20 protein-coding genes are annotated in these 19971 nt (G+C 72.6%); 10 read left to right on the forward strand and 10 right to left on the reverse strand.

Annotated features, from left to right (window positions below; genetic code table 11):
• Positions 1–92 precede the first annotated feature (92 nt).
• On the reverse strand, positions 93–428 hold the full coding sequence (locus tag AC3RJ6_RS06360; protein WP_491426077.1) for a DUF1905 domain-containing protein: 336 nt from the start codon (positions 426–428) through the stop codon (positions 93–95).
• Positions 389–1372, reverse strand: coding sequence for an RNA polymerase sigma factor SigJ (gene sigJ / locus AC3RJ6_RS06365; RefSeq protein ID WP_491426078.1), 984 nt, complete (start codon positions 1370–1372; stop codon positions 389–391). Before sigJ ends, AC3RJ6_RS06360 begins: the two co-directional genes overlap by 40 nt.
• 135 nt (positions 1373–1507) lie before the next feature.
• Between sigJ and AC3RJ6_RS06370 the strand changes: the two genes are divergently transcribed.
• Together AC3RJ6_RS06370 and AC3RJ6_RS06375 are read left to right on the forward strand one after the other, a co-directional pair.
• Positions 1508–2248: an SDR family oxidoreductase gene (locus tag AC3RJ6_RS06370; RefSeq protein WP_491426079.1), complete on the forward strand. Its 741-nt coding sequence runs from the start codon at positions 1508–1510 to the stop codon at positions 2246–2248.
• A 9-nt stretch (positions 2249–2257) separates the two neighbouring features.
• Positions 2258–3184, forward strand: a complete 927-nt coding sequence (locus AC3RJ6_RS06375) for an aldo/keto reductase (RefSeq protein WP_491426080.1) — start codon at positions 2258–2260, stop codon at positions 3182–3184.
• Between the two features lie 9 nt (positions 3185–3193).
• Here the strand turns inward: AC3RJ6_RS06375 and AC3RJ6_RS06380 are convergent, their stop codons facing one another.
• Positions 3194–4063: a 3-methyladenine DNA glycosylase gene (locus AC3RJ6_RS06380; RefSeq protein WP_491426081.1), complete on the reverse strand. Its 870-nt coding sequence runs from the start codon at positions 4061–4063 to the stop codon at positions 3194–3196.
• A 148-nt stretch (positions 4064–4211) separates the two neighbouring features.
• On the opposite strand from AC3RJ6_RS06380, the gene AC3RJ6_RS06385 reads away from it, so the two are divergent.
• Both AC3RJ6_RS06385 and AC3RJ6_RS06390 read left to right on the forward strand, forming a co-directional pair.
• Positions 4212–5741: an ATP-dependent DNA ligase gene (locus AC3RJ6_RS06385; RefSeq protein ID WP_491426082.1), complete on the forward strand. Its 1530-nt coding sequence runs from the start codon at positions 4212–4214 to the stop codon at positions 5739–5741.
• 31 nt (positions 5742–5772) lie between these two features.
• The gene (locus AC3RJ6_RS06390; protein WP_491426083.1) at positions 5773–7614 is read left to right on the forward strand and encodes an SLC13 family permease; all 1842 of its coding nucleotides are present in this window, start codon (positions 5773–5775) and stop codon (positions 7612–7614) included.
• A 4-nt stretch (positions 7615–7618) separates the two neighbouring features.
• Here AC3RJ6_RS06390 and AC3RJ6_RS06395 read toward each other — a convergent pair whose 3' ends face one another.
• From AC3RJ6_RS06395 to AC3RJ6_RS06405, 3 genes are all read right to left on the reverse strand, one after another.
• Positions 7619–7942, reverse strand: coding sequence for a hypothetical protein (locus AC3RJ6_RS06395; protein ID WP_491426085.1), 324 nt, complete (start codon positions 7940–7942; stop codon positions 7619–7621).
• Between the two features lie 25 nt (positions 7943–7967).
• Positions 7968–8573, reverse strand: a complete 606-nt coding sequence (locus AC3RJ6_RS06400) for a dihydrofolate reductase family protein (protein WP_491426237.1) — start codon at positions 8571–8573, stop codon at positions 7968–7970.
• 130 nt (positions 8574–8703) lie between these two features.
• The gene (locus AC3RJ6_RS06405) at positions 8704–9978 is read right to left on the reverse strand and encodes an MFS transporter (protein WP_491426086.1); all 1275 of its coding nucleotides are present in this window, start codon (positions 9976–9978) and stop codon (positions 8704–8706) included.
• Between the two features lie 65 nt (positions 9979–10043).
• Between AC3RJ6_RS06405 and AC3RJ6_RS06410 the strand changes: the two genes are divergently transcribed.
• Positions 10044–10595 (forward strand): CGNR zinc finger domain-containing protein, encoded by a 552-nt coding sequence (locus tag AC3RJ6_RS06410; RefSeq protein ID WP_491426087.1) that lies wholly within the window; start codon positions 10044–10046, stop codon positions 10593–10595.
• A 7-nt stretch (positions 10596–10602) separates the two neighbouring features.
• Here AC3RJ6_RS06410 and AC3RJ6_RS06415 read toward each other — a convergent pair whose 3' ends face one another.
• Positions 10603–11562, reverse strand: coding sequence for a GlxA family transcriptional regulator (locus AC3RJ6_RS06415; RefSeq protein ID WP_491426088.1), 960 nt, complete (start codon positions 11560–11562; stop codon positions 10603–10605).
• Between the two features lie 71 nt (positions 11563–11633).
• Here AC3RJ6_RS06415 and AC3RJ6_RS06420 point away from each other — a divergent pair, with 71 nt between their 5' ends.
• Complete coding sequence (locus AC3RJ6_RS06420; protein WP_491426089.1) at positions 11634–12461, forward strand: MBL fold metallo-hydrolase; 828 nt, start codon at positions 11634–11636, stop codon at positions 12459–12461.
• 88 nt (positions 12462–12549) lie between these two features.
• On the forward strand, positions 12550–12975 hold the full coding sequence (locus AC3RJ6_RS06425; protein ID WP_491426090.1) for a VOC family protein: 426 nt from the start codon (positions 12550–12552) through the stop codon (positions 12973–12975).
• A 3-nt stretch (positions 12976–12978) separates the two neighbouring features.
• On the opposite strand, the gene AC3RJ6_RS06430 is transcribed toward AC3RJ6_RS06425, so the two are convergent.
• Positions 12979–14394 carry an alpha/beta fold hydrolase gene (locus AC3RJ6_RS06430; protein ID WP_491426091.1) on the reverse strand — a complete coding sequence of 472 codons (1416 nt, stop codon included), beginning with the start codon at positions 14392–14394 and terminating at the stop codon, positions 12979–12981.
• Entirely contained in the window at positions 14391–15314 is a 924-nt protein-coding gene (locus tag AC3RJ6_RS06435; RefSeq protein ID WP_491426092.1) for an alpha/beta fold hydrolase, read from the reverse strand. Before AC3RJ6_RS06435 ends, AC3RJ6_RS06430 begins: the two co-directional genes overlap by 4 nt.
• A 77-nt stretch (positions 15315–15391) precedes the next feature.
• Here AC3RJ6_RS06435 and AC3RJ6_RS06440 point away from each other — a divergent pair, with 77 nt between their 5' ends.
• Positions 15392–15946: a TetR/AcrR family transcriptional regulator gene (locus tag AC3RJ6_RS06440; RefSeq protein ID WP_491426093.1), complete on the forward strand. Its 555-nt coding sequence runs from the start codon at positions 15392–15394 to the stop codon at positions 15944–15946.
• Between the two features lie 62 nt (positions 15947–16008).
• Entirely contained in the window at positions 16009–16941 is a 933-nt protein-coding gene (locus tag AC3RJ6_RS06445; RefSeq protein WP_491426094.1) for an intradiol ring-cleavage dioxygenase, read from the forward strand.
• 88 nt (positions 16942–17029) lie between these two features.
• Here the strand turns inward: AC3RJ6_RS06445 and AC3RJ6_RS06450 are convergent, their stop codons facing one another.
• Entirely contained in the window at positions 17030–18934 is a 1905-nt protein-coding gene (locus AC3RJ6_RS06450) for a choice-of-anchor A family protein (protein ID WP_491426096.1), read from the reverse strand.
• Positions 18935–19158: 224 nt separating this feature from the next.
• On the opposite strand from AC3RJ6_RS06450, the gene AC3RJ6_RS06455 reads away from it, so the two are divergent.
• Complete coding sequence (locus tag AC3RJ6_RS06455; RefSeq protein WP_491426097.1) at positions 19159–19950, forward strand: siderophore-interacting protein; 792 nt, start codon at positions 19159–19161, stop codon at positions 19948–19950.
• Positions 19951–19971: the final 21 nt, after the last annotated feature.

The raw sequence follows: 19971 nt of genomic DNA on the forward strand, positions 1-19971 counted from the left end.
GTTTCGGAGACCACCGCAGATTCGGAGCAATTCGCCCGAATCCCTCCGAAACCGTGGCGGATGCCGCGATCGCGGTGGCCGCACCACAGAGCTCAGGGCCCTGCGACCGCGAGCCGCACCTCGACGGGATCGCCCACCTCGAGCGACTCGGCCGCGCGCACCCACGCCTTGACCGGCACGATGTAGCCGCCGTCCTTCGGCCAGAGCGCCGTCGGCCACTCGCTGCCGCCGATGCGCACGGTCGCGGGCACCATGCCCCACCCGTAGCTCACGAGCGGGGCGATCGCCGCGAGTGCGTCGCACGCGTCGGCGGGCACGGTCACGAAGTGCCAGGGCGCCGGCCCCCGCCAGAACCACAGCTCGCCCGTGAACTCGAGTTCCATGCCGCTCACGACCGGGGCGGCGTGCTCGGCGCGACGGCGTTCCACCGTCGCAGCTTCTCGGGGTTGCGCATCACCCAGGCGCGGGCGATGCGCGGGCGATCGCCGGCCGAGTCGTCGCCCGCACCGTCGCGCCCGCGCACCTCGACGAGCGCGACCGTGTCGACGACGCCGCGCTCGCCGAACGCGAGCGTGAGCCCGTCGGCGGTCTCGTGCAGCGACCACTCGAGCGCCGGGCCCCGCTGCGTGAGGATGCCGGCGATGAACCGGGCGACGTGATCGGGGCCGAGCACGGGGCGCCGCGTCGCCGAGACGAGTCCGCCGCCGTCGGAGACGAGCACGACGTCGGGGTCGAGCAGCGACAGCAGCGCGTCGAGCCGGCCCGTGCCTGCGGCGGCGACGAACGCCCGCACGACCTCGTCGTGCCGTTCCCGGCTGACGACGCCGTCGCGGCGCTCGCGCACGTGCCGACGGGCCGAGGCGGCGAGCTGGCGGCACGCGGCGGGCGTGCGCCCGACGACCTCGGCGACCTCGGCGAACGGCATCGCGAACACCTCGTGCAGCACGAACGCGACGCGCTCGGCCGGGGTCAGCGACTCGAGCACCACGAGCAGCGCCGTCGAGACCGACTCGTCGAGCATCGCGCGATCGAGGGGGTCGTCGGCGGCTCGCACCGCGAAGCGCGCCGCGTCGGCCGTCGGCAGGGGCTCGGGCAGCCACTCGCCGACGTACTGCTCGCGCCGATGACGCGCGGATCCGAGCTCGTCGAGGCAGATGCGTCCGACGGCGCGCATGAGCCACCCGCCGGGCCGCTCGATCGCGTCGCGCTCGGCACGAGGCATCCGGTACCAGCGGGCGAAGCCGTCCTGCACGGCGTCTTCGGCGTCGGCGACCGTGCCCAGCATGCGGTACGCCAGGCCGACGAGCGCGGGGCGCTCGGCCTCGACCTCGGCATCGCGCGCGTCGGGCGGTGCGACGGGGGCATCGGGCATGGACCCAGCCTCGCACGCGAACGGCGTGCGGGCACCTCACATCGTGACGGGCTGCGTCGTCGGAATGGTGAAGGGGCGAGAGACGGATGCCCCGACCGCCGCCGCACGCGCGGCCCGACCGCAGAGGAGCCCATCATGAAGATCGCCGTCGCCGGAGGAACCGGCACCGTCGGACGACACGTCGTCGACGTCGCCCGCGAGCGCGGGCACGAGGTCGTCGTGCTCACTCGCTCGGCCGGGGTGGACGTGATCACGGGCGAGGGGCTCGCCGAAGCGCTGCAGGGCGTCGACGCGGTCATCGACACGAGCAACCTGACCACCCTCGACGCGAAGAAGGCCGAGGCGTTCTTCACGACCGGGTCGCGCAACCTCCTCGCCGCCGAGGCCGCAGCCGGGGTCGCCCACCACGTGCTCGTCTCGATCGTCGGCATCGACCGCGCGCCGTACGGCTACTACGCCGCGAAGCTCGCACAGGAGCGCGTCGTCGAACAGGGCGAGGTGCCGTGGACGATCCAGCGCGCCATGCAGTTCCACGAGTTCGCCGGGCAGATGCTCGAGGGCATGTCGTTCGCGGGGCTCCACCTCGCGCCGAAGGTGCGCACCGCACCGGTCGCCGCGCGCGAGGTCGGGGAACGGCTCGTCGCGCTCGCCGAAGGCGCACCGGCGGGTCGCGTCGCCGATCTCGCCGGCCCGCGCGAGGAGAAGCTCGAGGAGATGATCCGCAAGCTCGCCCGTGCCGAGGGCAAGACGGGCCCGGTGCTGGCCGTGTCGCTGCCGGGCAAGCAGTTCGCCGCCATGCGATCGGGGGCGACCCTGCCCGGGCCCGATGCGGTGCGCGCGCACCAGACGTTCGACGAGTGGGTGGCCGACCGATAGCCTGCATCGGTGAAGACCATCGATCTCGGCGGCATCGCCGCACCCAACGTCGTGCTCGGACTCATGCGCATCGAGCAGCTCGGCGACGACGAGGTGCGCACCCTCATCGGCACCGCCCGCGACGCTGGCATCGACTTCTTCGATCACGCCGACATCTACGGAGAGACGCTCCACGCGTGCGAGCGCCGCTTCGCCGAGGCGATGCGGCTGAGCCCGTCCGAGCGCGAGCAGGTCACCCTGCAGACGAAGTGCGGCATCGTGAAGGACGGCCCGTACTTCGACTTCTCGTACGAGCACATCATCGAGTCGGTCGAGGGCTCGCTCGAGGCGCTGCAGACCGACTACCTCGACATCCTGCTGCTGCACCGGCCCGACGCCCTCGTCGAGCCCGACGAGGTCGCCCGCGCGTTCGACGAGCTCGAGGCATCCGGAAAGGTGCGCGCCTTCGGCGTCTCGAACCACACGCCGAGCCAGATCGAACTGCTGCGCCGGTCGGTGCGCCAGCCGATCGTCGCGAACCAGCTGCAGCTGTCGATCACGCACGCGCCGATCATCGCCCAGGGCATCTCGGCGAACATGCAGGGGTTCTGGCAGTCGACGATGCTCGACGGGGGAGTGGTCGACTACTGCCGCATGAACGGCATCACGATCCAGGCGTGGTCGCCACTGCAGGCGGGTTTCTTCAACGGCGTGTTCCTCGGCTCGGCCGACTACCCCGACCTCAACGCCGCGATCGACCGGCTCGCCGAGAAGTACGACGTGACGCCCATCGCGATCGCGACCGCATGGATCACCCGGCACCCCGCGAACATGCAGGTCGTGCTCGGCACGACGAACCCGTCGCGCGTCGCCGACGCGGCCGCGGGCTCGGCCGTGCCGCTCACGCGGCCCGAATGGTACGAGCTCTTCCGCGCGGCCGGCTACCAGGTGCCCTGAGCGCGGGGCCTACCCCGGGGCAACGGTCGCGAACGCGGCATCCAGGATGCTGCGGCGCAGGCCGTTCGCGCGCTCGGCGAACCCGCGCTGGCGGCGCACGTACTCGGCCTTGCCGTCGGGCGTCTCGATGCGCACGGGCTCGCCGCCCCACGGCTCCATGTCGTAGGGCGACGCCTGCATGTCGAGGTACCGGATGTCGCGGGCCAGCTCGAACGCGTCGAGCAGCAGCTCGCCCGGCACGAGCGGGCCGAGCTTCACCGCCCACTTGTAGACGTCCATGTTGGCGTGCAGGCAGCCGGGCTGCTCGAGCTCGGGCTGCGACTCGCGCGTCGGCTCGAAGCGGTTGCGCGGCACCGCGTCGGGCGTGAAGAACCGGAACGCGTCGATGTGCGTGCAGCGCAGCTCGTGCGCCTCGACGACCTCGTCGGTGGCGGCCTGGCCGAGCCGCAGCGGCACGGGGTGGCGGTGCTCGCGCTGGCGGTACACCATGGCCCACTCGTGCAGCCCGAAGCAGCCGAAGGCGCCGGCGCGCTTCGCCGTGAGCCGCAGCATGCGCTCGACCGTCGCGAGCATCGGACCCTTCTCAGCCGTCATCGCGTCGACGTCGACGATGAGCGATCGGGATGCCGCGCCCGGCGCGTACCAGCGCCAGCCCGCGCGCTCGGTGCCGGCGGCCTCGTCGAGCTCGACGCCCGGCCCGGGGTGCCAGCGCCGCAGCAGGCTCGGCGAGTACGAGTAGTACGTGAACAGGAAGTCCTCGATCGGGTGCTTCTCGCGCGCGGCCGCGCGGGCGCGATGACCGGCCGTGAGGGCGTCGGCCCGCTCGGCGTGCGCCGCGGCGCGATCGCGCCAGTCGACGGCGGCGAGCACGGAGGTCATGCCTCAAGGGTACGTTTCCGGTCGGTCGAGTAGCGCGCAGCGCGTATCGAGACCACCACTGCCCCGAGTCACTCGTGGTCTCGATACGGCGCTGCGCGCCTCCTCGACCGGCGAGTGGCATGTCGGCGGCTGGTGCCAGACTGGGCGCGTGCTGCTCGAAGAGCTCGTCACCACCTCCGACGCCGTCGCGTCGACCCGTTCGCGCCTCGCCAAGGTCGACGCGCTCGCCGAGCTGCTGCGCCGGCTCGAGCCCGACGAGATCGCGCCGGCCGTCGGCTTCCTCGTCGGCAAGCCGCGGCAGGGCCGCGTCGGGGTCGGCTGGCGCGGGCTCGCGGCCGCCGTCGAGGCGACGCCCGCCGCGACCGAGCCCTCGCTCACGGTCGACGACCTCGACGCCGCACTCGACCGACTCGCCGGGGCCGGCGGCGCCGGTTCGTCAGCAGGCCGCGCGCGCGAGCTCACCGAGCTGCTGGGCCGGGCGACCGACCGCGAGCAGCACTTCCTCGGCGGCGTGCTGCTCGGCGAGATGCGCACGGGCGCCCTCGAGGGCGTGCTGACCGACGCGGTCGCCCGGGCGGCCGACCGGCCGGGCGACGCCGTGCGCCGGGCCGCCATGCTCTCGGGCGACCTCGGCGAGACTGCGCGGCTCGCGCTCACCGGCACCGCCGACGAGCTCGAGGCGGTCGGGCTCGTCGTCGGGCGGCCCGTGCTGCCGATGCTCGCCGCGACGGCGGCGACGCCGACGGCCGCGATCGAGCTCACGGGCGAGGCATCCGTCGAATACAAGCTCGACGGGGCGCGAATCCAGGTGCACCGCAGCGGCGACGACGTGCGGGTGTTCACCCGCAACCTCGCCGACGTCACCCACCGCCTGCCCGAGGTCGTCGAGGTGGTGCGCGGCCTGCCGGTGCGCGACGTGATCCTCGACGGCGAGACCCTCTCGCTCGACGAGGCGGGGGCGCCGCGACCCTTCCAAGAGACGATGTCGCGGTTCGGCGCCGAGCACGCCCGCGAGACCGTGCTGCATCCGTGGTTCTTCGACGTGCTGCACGTCGACGGGCGCGACCTGCTCGACGAGCCGCTCGCGACGAGGCTCGCCGAGCTCGAGCGCATCGCGCCCGCGCATCGCATCCCGGGCGAGGTGACGGCCGACCCCGAGGTCGCCGAGCGCGTCTCGGCCGAGGCGCTCGCCGCGGGGCAGGAGGGGGTCGTCGTCAAGGCGATCGGGTCGGCCTACGCGGCCGGCCGACGCGGCTCGAGCTGGGTCAAGGTCAAGCCCGTGCACACGTACGACCTCGTCGTGCTCGCATGCGAGTGGGGCTCGGGGCGGCGCGCCGGCTGGCTCTCGAACCTGCACCTCGGGGCGCTCGACCCGGTCGGCGAGTTCGGCGAGCCCGGCGGCTTCGTGATGGTCGGCAAGACGTTCAAGGGGCTCACCGACGAGCTGCTGCGCTGGCAGACCGAGCGCTTCCCCGAGATCGAGGTGCGGCGAACCGCGCACACCGTCTGGGTCGAGCCGATCACCGTCGTCGAGATCGCGATCGACGGCGTGCAGCGGTCGAGCCGCTACCCCGGCGGCATCGCCCTGCGCTTCGCAAGGGTCAAGGGCTACCGCGACGACAAGCGGCCGGCTGACGCCGACACGATCCAGACCCTGCGGGGGCTGCTGCGCGGGTGACGGCCTGCCGCCCGGCCGATACTGTGGCAGCGTGAACTGGCAACTGCTGGTTGTGCTCACCCTGCTCGTCGCGTCGATCGTGATGTTCGCGATCAACCGTCCGCGCATGGACGTCGTCGCGGTGGGCCTCCTGGTCGCCCTTCCGCTCACCGGGGTGCTGACGGTGCCCGAGACGCTGTCGGGGTTCTCCGACCCGAACGTCGTGCTGATCGCCGCGCTCTTCGTCATCGGCGAGGGGCTGTCGCGCACGGGGCTCACCTACCGGCTGGGCGACTGGTTGTCGGCGAGGGCCGGCACGAGCAGCACCCGGCTCATCGTGCTGCTCATGCTGAGCGTCGCGCTGCTCGGCGCGTTCATGAGCTCGACCGGGGTCGTCGCGATCTTCATCCCGGTGGTGCTGAGCATCGCGGGGCGACTCGGCGTCTCGCCGCGGCAGCTCATGATGCCGCTGAGCGTCGCCGCGCTCATCAGCGGCATGCTGACGCTCATCGCGACCGCGCCGAACCTCGTGATCGACGCCGAGCTCGTGCGCGCGGGCGAGGCCGGGTTCGGGTTCTTCTCGGTCACCCCGTTCGGTCTCGTGGTGCTGGCCCTCGGCATCGGCTACATGCTCGTGGCGCGCCGGTTCCTCGGTGCCGACACGGCCGACGACTCGGCCGGCGACGACCGCACCTACGGCCACCTGATGCGCGACTACGGGCTCGCCGACCGTGATCGGCGCGTGCAGGTCGTGCGAGGATCGCCGCTCATCGGACGGAGTCCGGCCGACCTCGACCTGCTTCGGCATGGCATGCGCGTCGTCGCCGTCGAGCGCCGCCGGTGGCTGCAGCGCACGCTCCAGGTGACGGCGACCGGGGCGTCGGCGCCGCTCGCCCGGGGCGACGTGCTGCTCGTCGACGTCTTCGAGCGTCGCGACGAGCTCCCGGTGGAGCTGCGCCGCCTGCACCTGCGCGCCCTGCCCCTCGACGACGGGTTCCTCGCCGAGCGTTCGCGTGAGGTCGGCCTCGGGGAGGTGATGCCGCCGCCGAACTCGGGCGCGCTCGGGCGAACGGTCGGCGAACTGCGCACGCGCGAGCTGTACCGGGTCGACGTGATCGGCCTCCGGCGCGGTGCCGAGGCGCTGCCGGGCTCGCTCGCCGCCGAGCGCGTGCGCCTCGGCGACACCCTGCTCGTCGTCGGGGCGTGGGGCGACGTCAAGCGGCTCACCTCGCGAAGCGCCGACTTCGTCGCGCTCGAACTGCCCGCGGAGGTGCGCGAGCAGGCGCCCGCGGCGAATCGCGCGCCGTTCGCGCTGCTCAGCGTCGTGGTCATGGTCGTGCTCATGGTCACGGGGCTCGTGCCGAACGTGATCGCCGCGCTCATCGCGTGCCTCATGATGGGCCTGTTCGGCTGCATCGACATGCCGAGCGCGTACCGTTCGATCCACTGGCCGACGCTGCTGCTGATCGTCGGGATGCTGCCGTTCGCTCTCGCCCTCGAGCGCACGGGCGGCATCGACCTCGCGGTGGACGCCCTGACGGGCCTGCTCGGCGAGGGGAGTCCCACCGTGCTGCTCGCGGGGCTCTTCGTGACGACCGCGGTGATCGGGCTCTTCGTGTCGAACACCGCGACGGCGGTGCTCATGGGCCCGGTGGCGATCGCGACGGCCGAGAAGCTGGGAGCCTCGCCGTACCCGTTCGCCATGGTCGTCATGCTGGCGGCCTCGGCCGCGTTCATGACACCCGTGTCGTCGCCCGTGAACACGCTCGTGCTCGGGCCGGGCCGCTACCGGTTCGCCGACTTCTTGCGCGTCGGCACGCCGTTCGCCGTGGTCGTGATGATCGTGGCGATCACCATGGTGCCGTGGCTGCTGCCCCTGTACCCGAACGGTTGACGGCTCAGCGCGGCGTGATCGAGTCGACGAAGGCGTAGGCCTCGCGAGCGACCTCACGCCACCGGTCGACGCCCTCGGCGACGGGGATGACGGCCCACTCCCGCATCGGGCGCCCGCGCATCACCATGTTGTCGAGCCCGGCCGCCTCGATGCGGTCGGCATCGAGCTTGACGACGAGGTCGCCCTGCGACGAGACGAACGCGAAGAACTTGCCCCGCACCGACAGCCCCTCCGAGCCGAACATGCGGCCGAACGCGACGCCGGGCTCGGCGAGGAGTTCGGGCGTGATCTCCCCGAGCAGTTCGAATCCCTCGTCGCGCGTACCCACGTTCGCCCTCCGTTCGCCGCTCGGCTCATTCGCCGATCGTGAGGCCGGTCACAGGAACGCCGGCGCGGTCGTAGACGAGCCCGACCGCCCCGCTCCCGTACGTGCGCGCGGGCTGCGCGAGCGTGAACGCCGCGGGCTTCACCCCGTCGCGGAAGACGCGCTTGCCGGTGCCGAACGCGACCGGGTAGACGAAGAGGTTCAACCGGTCGACGAGGTCCTCGTCGAGCAGGGTCTGCAGGAGGTCGCCGCTGCCGATCGTGTGGATCTCGCTGAACCGCTGCTTGAGTGCGGGCAGCTCGCCGACGGGGTCGGCGATCACCGTCGTGCCGGCCCAGGTCGGGTCGTCGAGCGTGCGCGAGACGACGAACTTCGGCACCGCGTTGAACTTGGCGCCGATCGCGTCGGACTGCTTCGGCCAGTAGGCGGCGAAGATGTCGTAGGTCTTGCGGCCGAGCAGCAGGGCGTCGAGCCGATCGATGCCGGCCATGATGTCGGCGCCGTTCTCGTCGTCGAGGTACGGCGCCTGCCATCCGCCGTAGGCGAAGCCGTCCGAAGCGTCCTCGTCGGGCCCGCCGGGAGCCTGGTAGACCCCGTCGAGCGTGACGAACAGGTCGGCGGCGATGATGCCCATGGTCCACTCCTTCGCGTGCCGGGCGGCACCGCCGCGCGGCTCGTCATCGTTGCGGTTCGCGGGAGGGTCCCGCACCGTCCCATCATTCGCTCATCCGGCGCGGGATGGAACCCCCGGCACGCCTCATCGATCAGGGATGCTCCGCCGCTGCGCCCGGCCGACGGGCGAGGTGCGCCCGCCACGCCACGACGAAGCCGGCCGCCGCGATCACGGCCATGGCCGTCGCCGCGAGGAACACCGCCTCGACCCCGAACGCGGTCGCACCGAGGCCCGCGAGCGCCGAGCCGAGCGGCAGCGCGCCCCAGCTGATCACGCGCGACGCGGCGTACACGCGCCCGATGAGGTCGGCAGGCGTCGTCTGCTGCCGGATGACCGCGACGACGATGCGCCACACGCTCGACCCCGCGCCGGCCGCGACGACCCCGGCCGCGACGACCCAGAGCGGTGCGCCGAACGCCGAGGGCGCGACGAGCGCGATCGTGCCGAAGCAGTCGGCGAAGAGCAGCACGCCGTCGCCGAGACGTCGCTGCAGCGCCGCGGTCACGAGCGATGCGGCGATGCCGCCGGCGGCCATCGCCGTGAGCAGCCAGCCGTAGCCGGCCGGCGTCAGGCCGAGCGGCCCGGGTGCGACGGCGTGCACGACGAACACGGCGAGCCACATGCCCCACACGAGGTTCATCGCCGCCGTGAGCACCGTGAGCGAACGCTGCAGCGGATGCCGCCAGAGGAACGCGATGCCGTCGCGCACTCGTCCGGCCGAGCTGTGAGCGCCGGTCGGTGCGACGCCGCCCGGCGTCGCCGTGAGGCCGGCTCGTGCCCGTCGCCATCCCGCAGCGAGCCCGACCGCGGCGAGGCCGGCGAGCGCGTAGAGCGCGCTGCCCGTCACTGCGGCCAGCGCCGACGAGACGCCGACGAGCAGCCCGGCCAGGGGCGGGCCGACCAGCTGGTTCGCGACGTTCACCGTCGCCTCGAGCCGGGCGTTCGCACTCGTCAGCCGGGTGCCCGGCACGATGCTCGGCACAGCGGCGACGAGCGACGTGTCGACGAGCGTCTCGGCAAGGCCGAAGACGAATGCCGCGACCAGCACCGCCCCGACCACGGGCCCGTCGAGCACGACGACGACCGCGAGGCTCGCGAAGGCGAGCACCCTGACGGCGTTGACGCCCGCGAGCAGGCGCGGTGCGGCGACCCGGTCGACGATCCACCCCGCGTGCAGGCCGAAGAGCGGCCAGGCGATCGTCGCGATCGTGGCGACGAGTGCGACCTCGCCCGGCGACGCGCCGGCGGCGAGTGCGATGAGCGGCAGCGCGGTGAGCATCACGCCGTCGCCGAGGTTGGCGGCACCTGCTGCGGCCCAGAGCCAGCCGAACGACCTGGCCCGACTCTCACCAGTGAAAGTGCTCATACCGGTGAGGCTACGCGTGAAGGCATAACCTGTCAATCGTGCTGAACCGGTGAGACAATGGAAGGGTGGACTTCGAACACGTCGCGAACTCCCTCGCGCTCGAACTCGTGAACTCGGTCACCGGCCGCGACCAGAAGACCGACTGGCTCGCCGAGCCGGCGGTGGCCGCGGCGTGGGCCGACTCGCTCGGGCTGCCGCTCGAGGCGTCGCTCGACGAGCGCGGCCATCGTCGCCTCGCCGAGCTGCGTACCGCCATCGCCGGCGTGTTCGGCGCGATCGCCGCGGGGGAGCCCGCGGACCCCGGCGCGGTGCGCGCCGTGGCCGCCGCACACGCGCGCGGCCTCGAGGCGTACGGATACGTCGTGGACGGAGCATCCGTCTCGCGCGACTGGCCCGAACGCTGGAGCGTCGATGCCCTCGTCGCGCGGTTCGCGGAGTCGGCCGTCGACGAGCTCACGGGCGACCGGCTCGCCCGCGTGAAGGAGTGCCCGAGCTGCGGCTGGCTCTTCGTCGACACGAGCCGCAACCACGCCCGCCGGTGGTGCTCGATGGAGATGTGCGGCAATCGCGACAAGGCCTACCGGCACTACCACCGACGGCGCGAGCCCGCCGAGTAGCCGAACGTCAGGCCGCGGCGACCGGGCCGCGGAACGCGGCGCGATGCGCCGCGGGACTCACCCCGAGCCGTCGCTGGAAGTGATGCCGCAGCGTGACGGCGCTGCCGAAGCCCGCCTGTGCGGCGACCGCCTCGATCGACGCGTCGCCCTGCTCGAGCAGCAGTCGTGCGTGATCGACGCGCTGCTCGAGCAGCCACTGCTGCGGGCTCGTCGCCGTGCGCTCGCGGAAGCGCCTCGTGAAGGTGCGCCGCGACATGTGGGCGACGGCCGCCCATCGGTCGAGGTCGACGTGATCGGCGAGGCTCGCGCGCGCCCAGACCATCGCGCGCTCGATCGGATCGTCGCCCGCCGGGTCGGCGACGGGCACGGGGATGTACTGCGCCTGGGATCCGCTGCGGTGCGGGGCCAGCACGAGTGCGCGGGCGAGCTCGGCGGCGACCGTGCTGCCGCGGTCGCGTCTCGTGAGGTGCACGCAGCAGTCGAGGGCCGCGGCGACCCCCGCAGACGTGACCACGTCGCCGAGGTCCGACCAGAGGATGTCGCGGCGCACCGCGACCCGCGGATGCTCGCGGGACAGGCGATCGGCCGCCGACCAGTGCGTCGCGACCTCGCGGCCGTCGGCGATGCCGCTCGCCGCCACCACGAACGAGCCGAGGCAGAGTCCGACGACGCGGGCGCCCCGCTCGTGCGCCGCACGCACGGCGTCGAGCACCGCGGCTGACGGCTCGCGACCGGCGCGCCAGCTCGGGATGACGACCATGTCGGCCTGCGCCATCGCCTCGAGCCCGTCGTCGACGACGATGCGATAGCCCGCGGCCGTGGCGAGCGCGCCCGGGTGCTCGGCGCACACCCGCACGTCGTACTGCGGGGCGGCGCTGTCGAGGCCCGCCCCGCCGAAGACGAGCGTGGGCACCGAGAGGTGGAACGGGCTGATCCCGTCGAAGGCGAGCACCGCGACCGACTGCATGGCCTGATCTTAGCGAACCGTGACCTGCGGGCCACTTTCGTCACTCGTCGCCGGCGGCCAGCATGGGGGACATGACGACGAACCTCACCAGCACCAGCACGCACGACGCACTCGCCGGCACCGGCACGACCTCGGGGGCGGGCGCCGCGGGCGGCATCGACGTGCTCCTCGTCGGCGGCCCGACCCTGCACCTGCGCTACGCGGGACTCTCGGTGCTCACCGATCCGACCTTCGACGAGCCCGGCGACTACGACGGTGCGATCGTGCTGCACAAGCTGACCGGGCCGGCCGTGCAGCCCGCCGACCTCGGCCCCATCGACCTCGTGCTGCTCTCGCACGACCAGCACTTCGACAACCTCGATCACTCGGGCCGCGACCTGCTCCAGTCGGTCGGCACCGTGCTCTCGACGCCGGGCGCGGCCGAGCGCATCACCGGCGTGACCGGTCTCGAGCCCTGGCAGACGGTGCGCGTCGGCCCCGTCGAGGTGATGGCCGTGCCCGCCCTGCACGGGCCCGAGGGCGCCGAGGCCCTGAGCGGCGTCGTCACGGGTTTCGTGCTGCGCGCCGACGGCGAGCCGGTCGTCTACGTGTCGGGCGACAACGCCTCGGTCGACCTCGTGCGGCAGATCGCCGATCGAGTCGGCCCGATCGACGTCGCCGTCCTGTTCACCGGTGCGGCCAACCCCGGCCGGTTCGGCGACACCGACGTCACGCTCAACGCCCGCACCGCGCTCGAAGCGGCCGAGGCGCTCGGCGACGCCCTCATCGTGCCGATCCACGCCGAAGGGTGGGCGCACTTCTCCGAGACGCTCGAGCGCCTCGAGCTCGTCTTCGGGTACGGCGGCGCCGCCGGGCGCCTCCGCGTTCCGGTGAAGGGCGAGCGCCTCGTGATCGCCTGATCGCGGCGGTGGAGGATGTCGCCGGCGCGGCGTAGCGTGTGCCGGGTGACGGCCGCGACGCCGCGGCCGCTCGAGGAGGGGACTGGCGATGGCCAACCTGGTCGTGCATTTCGAGATCCACGCGAGCGAGCCGCAGCGGCTCGTCGACTTCTACACCCGGCTGCTCGGCTGGCGGTTCACGCAGTTCGGCGATACGCCCTACTGGGTGATCGACACGGGCGAGGGCTCCATCGGCAACGTCGAGGGCAAGCCGGGCAACGGCATCAACGGCGGGCTCACGCAGCGTCAGGGGCCGGCGCCCGAGCGCGGGGCGGCTGTGAACGGGTGCAACATCGTGATCGGCGTCGACGACGTCGACGCCCTGTTCGCGCGGGGCATCGAGCTCGGCGGCACCGAGGCGCTGCCGCCCGAAGACATGGAGGGCGTGGGCCGCGGCGCGTACCTCCACGACCCCGACGGCAACCTGTTCGGACTCATCACGCCGATCATGAGCGACGGCACGAAGGCGATGTAGCCGTCAGGCTGCGCGCTCGAACCAGTCGAGCACGAGCGCGGAGACGGCATCGGGTGCGTCGTCGGTGATGAAGTGCGCGGCGTCCTCGACGAACGCGAACTCGAGGTGGTCGGCGAATCGCGCCGGGTCGCCCGAGATCTGCCGCACGACGTCTTCGGTGAACGGCAGGTCGCGCCGCCCGAACACGATGAGCGTCGGCGGGTGCAGGCGCTGCTTCGTGTAGCGGCCGCTCATGATCCGGCCCGCCTCGGGCAGGATCATGCCTCGGTACAGTCGGCCGACCGCACGGTCGACCTCGGGCCGCCGGGTGGGCGCGAGGTACGACTCCACGGTCTCGGGCGAGAATCCCTTCGCCGAGTACTCGTCGGTGAAGAGCCAGTCGAGCGATCGGCCGCGCCGGTGCAGGCTGAGCGGCGGCAGGTGGCTGAGTCCGCTCAGCATCTTCGGGCTGAACGACATGAACGGCGGCGGCACCGAGAGCGCAACCAGCGACGCGACGCGCCCGGGGTGCGCGTAGGCGAGCTGCGCCCCCGCGATCGCGCCCATGTCGTGGCAGACGAGGCGCACCCGGTCGAGTCCGAGCGCGTCGAGGAGGGCGACGAGGTCGTGCAGTCGCGTCTCACGGCGGATCCGCGGGTCGTCGGCCTCGGTCCAGCCCGCGCCGCGCAGGTCGGGGCAGATCGCCCGGTACCCCTGCTCGGCGAGCCGCGGTGCGATGTCGCGCCACTGCCACCAGTGTTGGGGGAAGCCGTGCAGGAGCACGATCGGTTCGCCGTCGTCGTCGCCGATCGCCGCGACGTGGCTGCGCAGGCCGGGTGTCTCGACGATGAAATGCTCGAAGCCGGCCGCGCCCGGCAGGGGCGGCGACCAGGTCGACGCATCAGCCGGAACGGGGCGGAGAACGGGTGCGTCCATGACGACCCCCGGCTCCTCGGTGCGTTCGTGACCGGCCACGAGGAACGCCGCGACGCGGTCGAAGTGGGCCGGCCAGACGGTCGACTCGAAGAAGTCGCGCAGCTCGGTCGCGGGGAACCCGGTCTGCTCGACGGTCACGAGCGTTCCGGTGCCGGTCGCCGCGAAGGTCATCACGATGCGCGTCTCGAGGGTCGGCATCGCCTCGCCCCCGACGCTCGACTCGCCGACGAGGTCGGTGACCACCCGATGCGGGCGGTCGATCTCGCGGAAGGTCTGCACGTCGTGCACGAGGGTGTGCGGGTCGGGGTGGAACCGTGCCTCCCACCGGCCGCCGACGCGGAGATCGATGGAGGTCTGCACGGCGCCCTCGTCGGGGCCGAGGCTCGACAGCCAGACCCGCTGCTTGCGGGGATCCGTGTACGCGTCGAACACCTCGTCGGGGGTGCCGGCGACCTCGCGCTGCACGGTGAGCCCGATGCTCGCGCTCGTTCCGATCCGATTCATGACACTGCTCCTCGCCTCGGGGGGCGCCCGAACCAGTCGAGCGCGAGTGCGGCGACGGCCTCGGGGGCGTCGTCGACGATGAAGTGCGCGGCATCGTCGACGAACGCGAGTTCGAAGTCGTCGGCGTACCGATCGGCGCCACGGCACAGGCGCCGCACGAGGGGCTCGTCCCAGGGGTGGTCGAGCTTGCCGAACACGACGAGCGTCGGGGGCGCCAGGCGCTGCCGACGGTACTGGCCGCGTGCGAACCGCAGCGACATCGGGATCGCCATGCCGCCGAAGATCCGGCGGACGGCACCGTCGACCTCGGCGCGCGACGCGGGCGCGAGGTACGCCGCGACCGTCTCGCCCGACGGTGGGTGCACGATGTGCGCCTCGTCGAAGAGCCAGTCGAGCGTGCGACCCGGGCGATGGCGGAGGAGCCGCGGCATGTGCCGGAACCCGGGCACGAGCCTGGGGCTGAAGCCCATGAAGAACGGCGGCACCGAGAGCGAGACGAGCGAGCGCACCCGCTCGGGATGCCGGTAGGCGAACTGGGTGGCCGGGATGGCTCCCATGTCGTGGGCGAGGAGGCGCGGTCGCTCGAGGCCGAGCGCATCGAGGAGGGCGATGAGGTCGTCGAGGTACGTCTCGGGCCCGAGGCGCAGGTCGGCAGCCTCCGTCCAGCCCATGCCGCGCAGGTCCGGGCAGACGGCCCGGTATCCGGCGTCGGCGAGCCGCGGCGCGACCTTCCGCCACATCCACCAGTGCTCGGGGAACCCGTGCAGCAGCACGACGGGCTCGCCCTCGCCGAAGACCGCGACGTGCGTGCGCAGGCCGGGCGTCTCGACCATGAGGTGCTCGAAGCCGGGCGCCTCGGGCAGCGGCGGCGACCAGGTGCCTGCCCGGGCATCGACCCGGTGGAGTGCGGGGGCGTCCATGACGACTCCTTCGTCGCAGCGATACTACGTTCGTAGTAGGACTATGTTCATAGTAGACCTGATCGAGCGAGGTGTACATGGCCACGACCCGAGATCGTGCCCTCGACGCGGCACTCGAGCTGCTCGGCACCGAGGGCGTGCGTGCACTCACGCACGCGCGGGTCGACGCGGCCGCCGGGCTGCCCGCCGGCAGCACCTCGAACTGGTTCCGCACGCGCCGGGCGCTCCTCGCCGGATGCGTCGACCACCTCGCCGAGCAGGAGCGCGCCGACTTCGACTCGTCGGGGGCGCCCGCACCGAGCACCCCCGACGAGTTCGTCGAGGGGCTCTGCCAGATCTTCGCGCTGCAGACCGGCCCTCTCTCGGTGAGAACCCGGGCCCGCTACTCGCTGTGGCTCGAGCTCGCACACGACCCCGAGCTCGGCGAGCCGCTGCGACGGCAGCGCCTCGAGTTCGAACGCTGGTCTGAGGCCTTCCTGGTCGGCATCGGCATGCCCAACCCGGCGACCGCGACGAAGACCGTCATGGCGCTCGGCGACGGGCTCGTGCTGCACCGGCTCACCGTCGACCCGGTGCTCGACGCACGCCCGCTCCTCGAACGGGCGATCCGTGCGCTCATGGCGGGGGCATAGCAGCCGCACAGCCTCGGGAGAGGCATCCGGGCCATGCTCGCTGCAGACGTGAGGAGCCAGCCATGACCGACCGAACCACCGACCGCACCGCGCGCGAGCGCGACACCGCCCGCGTCGACCCCCGCTGGATCGACGCCGACGGCAATGAGATCGACGAGGACCACCGGGGCCTCGTCTACGACATCCGCACCCTCGTCGACCGACGGCGCGCCCTCGGCATCTTCGGCGGCATCGGCCTCACCTCGTTGCTCGCGGCCTGCGCCGCCGAACCCTCGCCCCGTGCGACGGCGACGACGGATGCCTCGGCGGGGGCGACCGCGACTGCGACGCCGACCCCGACGACGCCGTCGACGGGCACGGCATCCGGCCCGCTCGACGAGGTGCCCGACGAGACCGGCGGCCCCTATCCGGGCGACGGCTCGAACGGCGTCAACGTGCTCGACGACTCGGGCATCGTGCGCAGCGACATCCGTTCGTCGTTCGGCTCGTCGACGACGGTCGCCGAGGGCGTGCCGCTCGAGATCGCGCTCACGGTGCGCGACGCGGCGTCCGGCAGCGCGCTCGTCGGCGCGGGCGTCTACCTCTGGCACTGCGATCGCGGCGGGAACTACTCGCTCTACTCGCCGGGCGTCGAGGACGAGAACTACCTGCGCGGCGTGCAGGCGACCGACGACACGGGCACCGTGCGGTTCACGTCGATCTATCCCGCCTGCTATTCGGGTCGTTGGCCGCACATCCACTTCGAGGTGTACGCCGACGTCGACAACGCGGTCGCCTCGGGCCCGATCGTGAAGACCTCGCAGATCGCGCTGCCCGAGGAGGTGAACGCGCTCGTCTACGCGACGACCGGTTACGAGCAGAGCGTGCGCAACCTGGCGCAGACGAGCCTCACCCGCGACATGGTGTTCGGCGACGACGGCGGCATCCACCAGATCGCGAGCATGTCGGGCTCGGTCGCGAACGGCTACACCGCGGCGCTCACGATCGGCGTCTGACCACCCGTCGCCGAGCGCGAGGATGCCTCGTGCCGCACGCGCGGCACGAGGCATCCTCGGTCATCGGCGGCCACCGGGGCCGCGCGGATCAGGCCCTGCGGCGACGGGCCGCGACGACGAGCGCGGTGCCGAGGAGCAGCGCGACGCCGCCCGCGACCACCGGCACGAGGCCGTCGAAGCCGGTCTCGGCGAGGTCGCCCTCACCGGGCGCGGCCGGGGTGGAGGGCGACGGGCTCGGCGACGGGCCGGGGCCGGGCGTCGGCGTCGGTGTCACGGCGGTCGCGGTGTTCGTCACCGTGACCTCGACGTTCTCGCCGTCGGCGATCGTCACGGTCGATGCGCTGAGTTCGGGGGTGCCCCACTCGACGCCGTCGATCGTGGGCAGGTCGACCTCCTCGAACGTGACGACCGTACCGGCCGGCAGGTCCTGCGGTCCGTTCACGACCGTGCCGTCGGCGGGCAGTGAGAGCTCGCCCTCGACGGCCGAGCCGTCGAGCTCGTACGAGTACGCGAGTGTGAACGTCGTCTCGGCCGGAACGTCGTCGGTCGCGTCGCCCTCGATCGCCTTCGCGGCCGAGAAGCCGCCGCCCTCGCCGGCCGGCGTCACCGCGTCGGCGGTGTTGGTCACGGTGACGCGGGTGGCGGTCGCCTCGCCGATCGTGATCGTCTCGGGGGCGATGTCGGGGGTGCCCCAGACGACGCCGTCGACCTCGGGGATGTCGACCTCGTCGAAGGTGACGACGGTGCCCTCGGGCAGTTCGGGACCTTCGACGGTCGTGCCGTCGGCCGGCAGCAGCAGTTCGCCGGTGACGGTCGCGCCGTCGGCCTCGTAGCGGTACTGGAGCGTGAACACGGCATCCGCCGCAACGAGGTTCGCGCCGTCGCCCACGATCACCTTGGCCGCGTCGAAGCTCGCGGAGCCGCAGTCGAACGGGCCGCCGCCGATCCACGGGTAGTTGTGCTGCTCGTTGCCGACGCCGCTCGTGGTGAGGTCGCCGCCGACGTGCACGCGGCCGTTCGTCGACGCCGTGATGGTCGCGTCGGCCACCGGTGCGAGGAACGACCCGAGCACCTGGCTCGTGCCGCCGATCGTCACGTCGGTCGCGTCGACGAGGTTCCACATGATCTGCGAGGCGGCGTTGCCGAAGTTCGGCGAGGCGAGGTCGTCGACGCGCTCGCCGTCGAGGTCGAAGTACGTCGGTGAGAACGCGACCGTGCCGCCGACCACGTTGACGACGATCGGCGTCGCCTCGGCGATGTCCTCGAAGAACACCTCGGTGACGGCGCTCAGCTGGGCCGCCGTGATGCGGAACACCTGCAGGGCCGTGGTTCCGTCGCCGCGGAAGGTCGCGCGGGCGCCCGAGAGCTCGGTGACGCCCGTGTCGGTCGCCGAGGCGAGCGACCCGGAGGCGTCGACGATGACCGACTGGAAGTCGGCGTTCGGGGCCATCGCCGCGGCCTGGCCGAGGTTCTGCGTGACCGTCGCGCCGTTCGTCTCGATCACGCCGCTCGCGGTCGCGCCGACGGTGACGGCGCCGCCGCCCGGAACGTTGTGCCCGACGTCGACGCGCGTCGGGTCGACGACGTCGAGCGTGCCGCCGACCTGGAGCATGGGCGTGCCGCCCGGGGGGACGATGCCGGAGCCGACCCCGACCGCGCCGACGTTGAAGATGCCGCCCGCGGACTTGTCGAACGTGGCGTCGCCGCGCACGAGCAGGAGGCCCTCCGACTCGGCGGCCGCTCCAGTGGCGAGGTAGTCGCCGCCCGCGTAGACCGCGACGCTCGAGTCGGTGTACTCGGGCAGGCCGTTGTCGATCGGGGGCATCCCGCCGTCGGGCGGGCACATGCCGAGCGCGGTGGCTGCGACCGGGGCGGCGTGCGCGGCCGCCGGTGCGCCGTTCGCGAGCGCGATGGCGCCGATGACGGCGAGGCTTCCGGCGGCGGCGATGGTCGCGCCGGTGCGGAGGGCGCGTCGGATTCGTTGGGGCTTCACGTCTCGGGCTCTCTGTGTTGCAGACGGGGGACGAGCGGGGGTCGTGCGGGCACGCGAAGATCCACTCGAACAGAGAGACGGCGCCCGCCGCGAATCATGACGCCGCTCGGCCGAATTCTTCAGGATTCTTGCTTTCTGTCGTCGAGAGCGGCTCGCGAGGTCGGGATGCGCGCACGCGTCGATTCAGTTAGGTTAGGGTTACCTAACCCGACCGGAGGGGTCCAGTGGTACTCAGCAACATCGCGATCACCCATGCGCCGAGCGGCGTCGTCGAGGCCGACGTCGTCGGTGCGGTTCGGATCTCGCCCCACTTCGTGCGCCTGACCGTCTCCGGCGACCAGCTGGCCGACTGGCGCCACCTCGGGTTCGACCAGTGGTTCCGCCTCGCCGTGCCGACCGCGGGCGACACCCGGTTCGACAACCTCGCCGACACCTACGACATGGCGGGCTACGTGCGGTACCTGACCCTGCCGAAGGCCACTCGGCCGGTGATCCGCAACTACACCGTGCGCGAGTTCCGGCCCGACGCGCTCGAGGTCGACATCGACTTCGTCGTGCACGGCGACGACGGGGTCGCGGGGCCGTGGGCGAACGGACTCCCGGTGGGCGCGCGCGTCGCGCTCATCGACCAGGGATGCGGCTTCCAGCCCGTCGCATCCGATCAGACCCTGCTCGTCGGCGACGAGAGCGCGCTGCCCGCGGTGCTGGGCATCCTGCGCGATCTTCCGCGCGACAGCCGTGGCCACGCGATCGTCGAGATCCCCGACGCCGACGACTTCCAGCACGTCGACGCGCCCGACGGCTTCGACGTGCACTGGGTCATCCGGCGCCCGGAAGCACCGGCGGGCGCGACGGCGCTCGAGCACCTGCGCGAGCTGCCGTTCCCCGACGGCTCGGTGTACGCGTTCGCCGCGGGGGAGTCGAAGCTCGCGACCGGCGCCCGCCGTCACCTGGTGAACGAGCGCGGCGTGCCGAAGCGCAACGTGTCGTTCTGCGGGTACTGGCGCGCCCGCTGAAGGGCGCGCGCCCCGCGGCGT

The organism is Agromyces cucurbitae, from assembly GCF_058349945.1.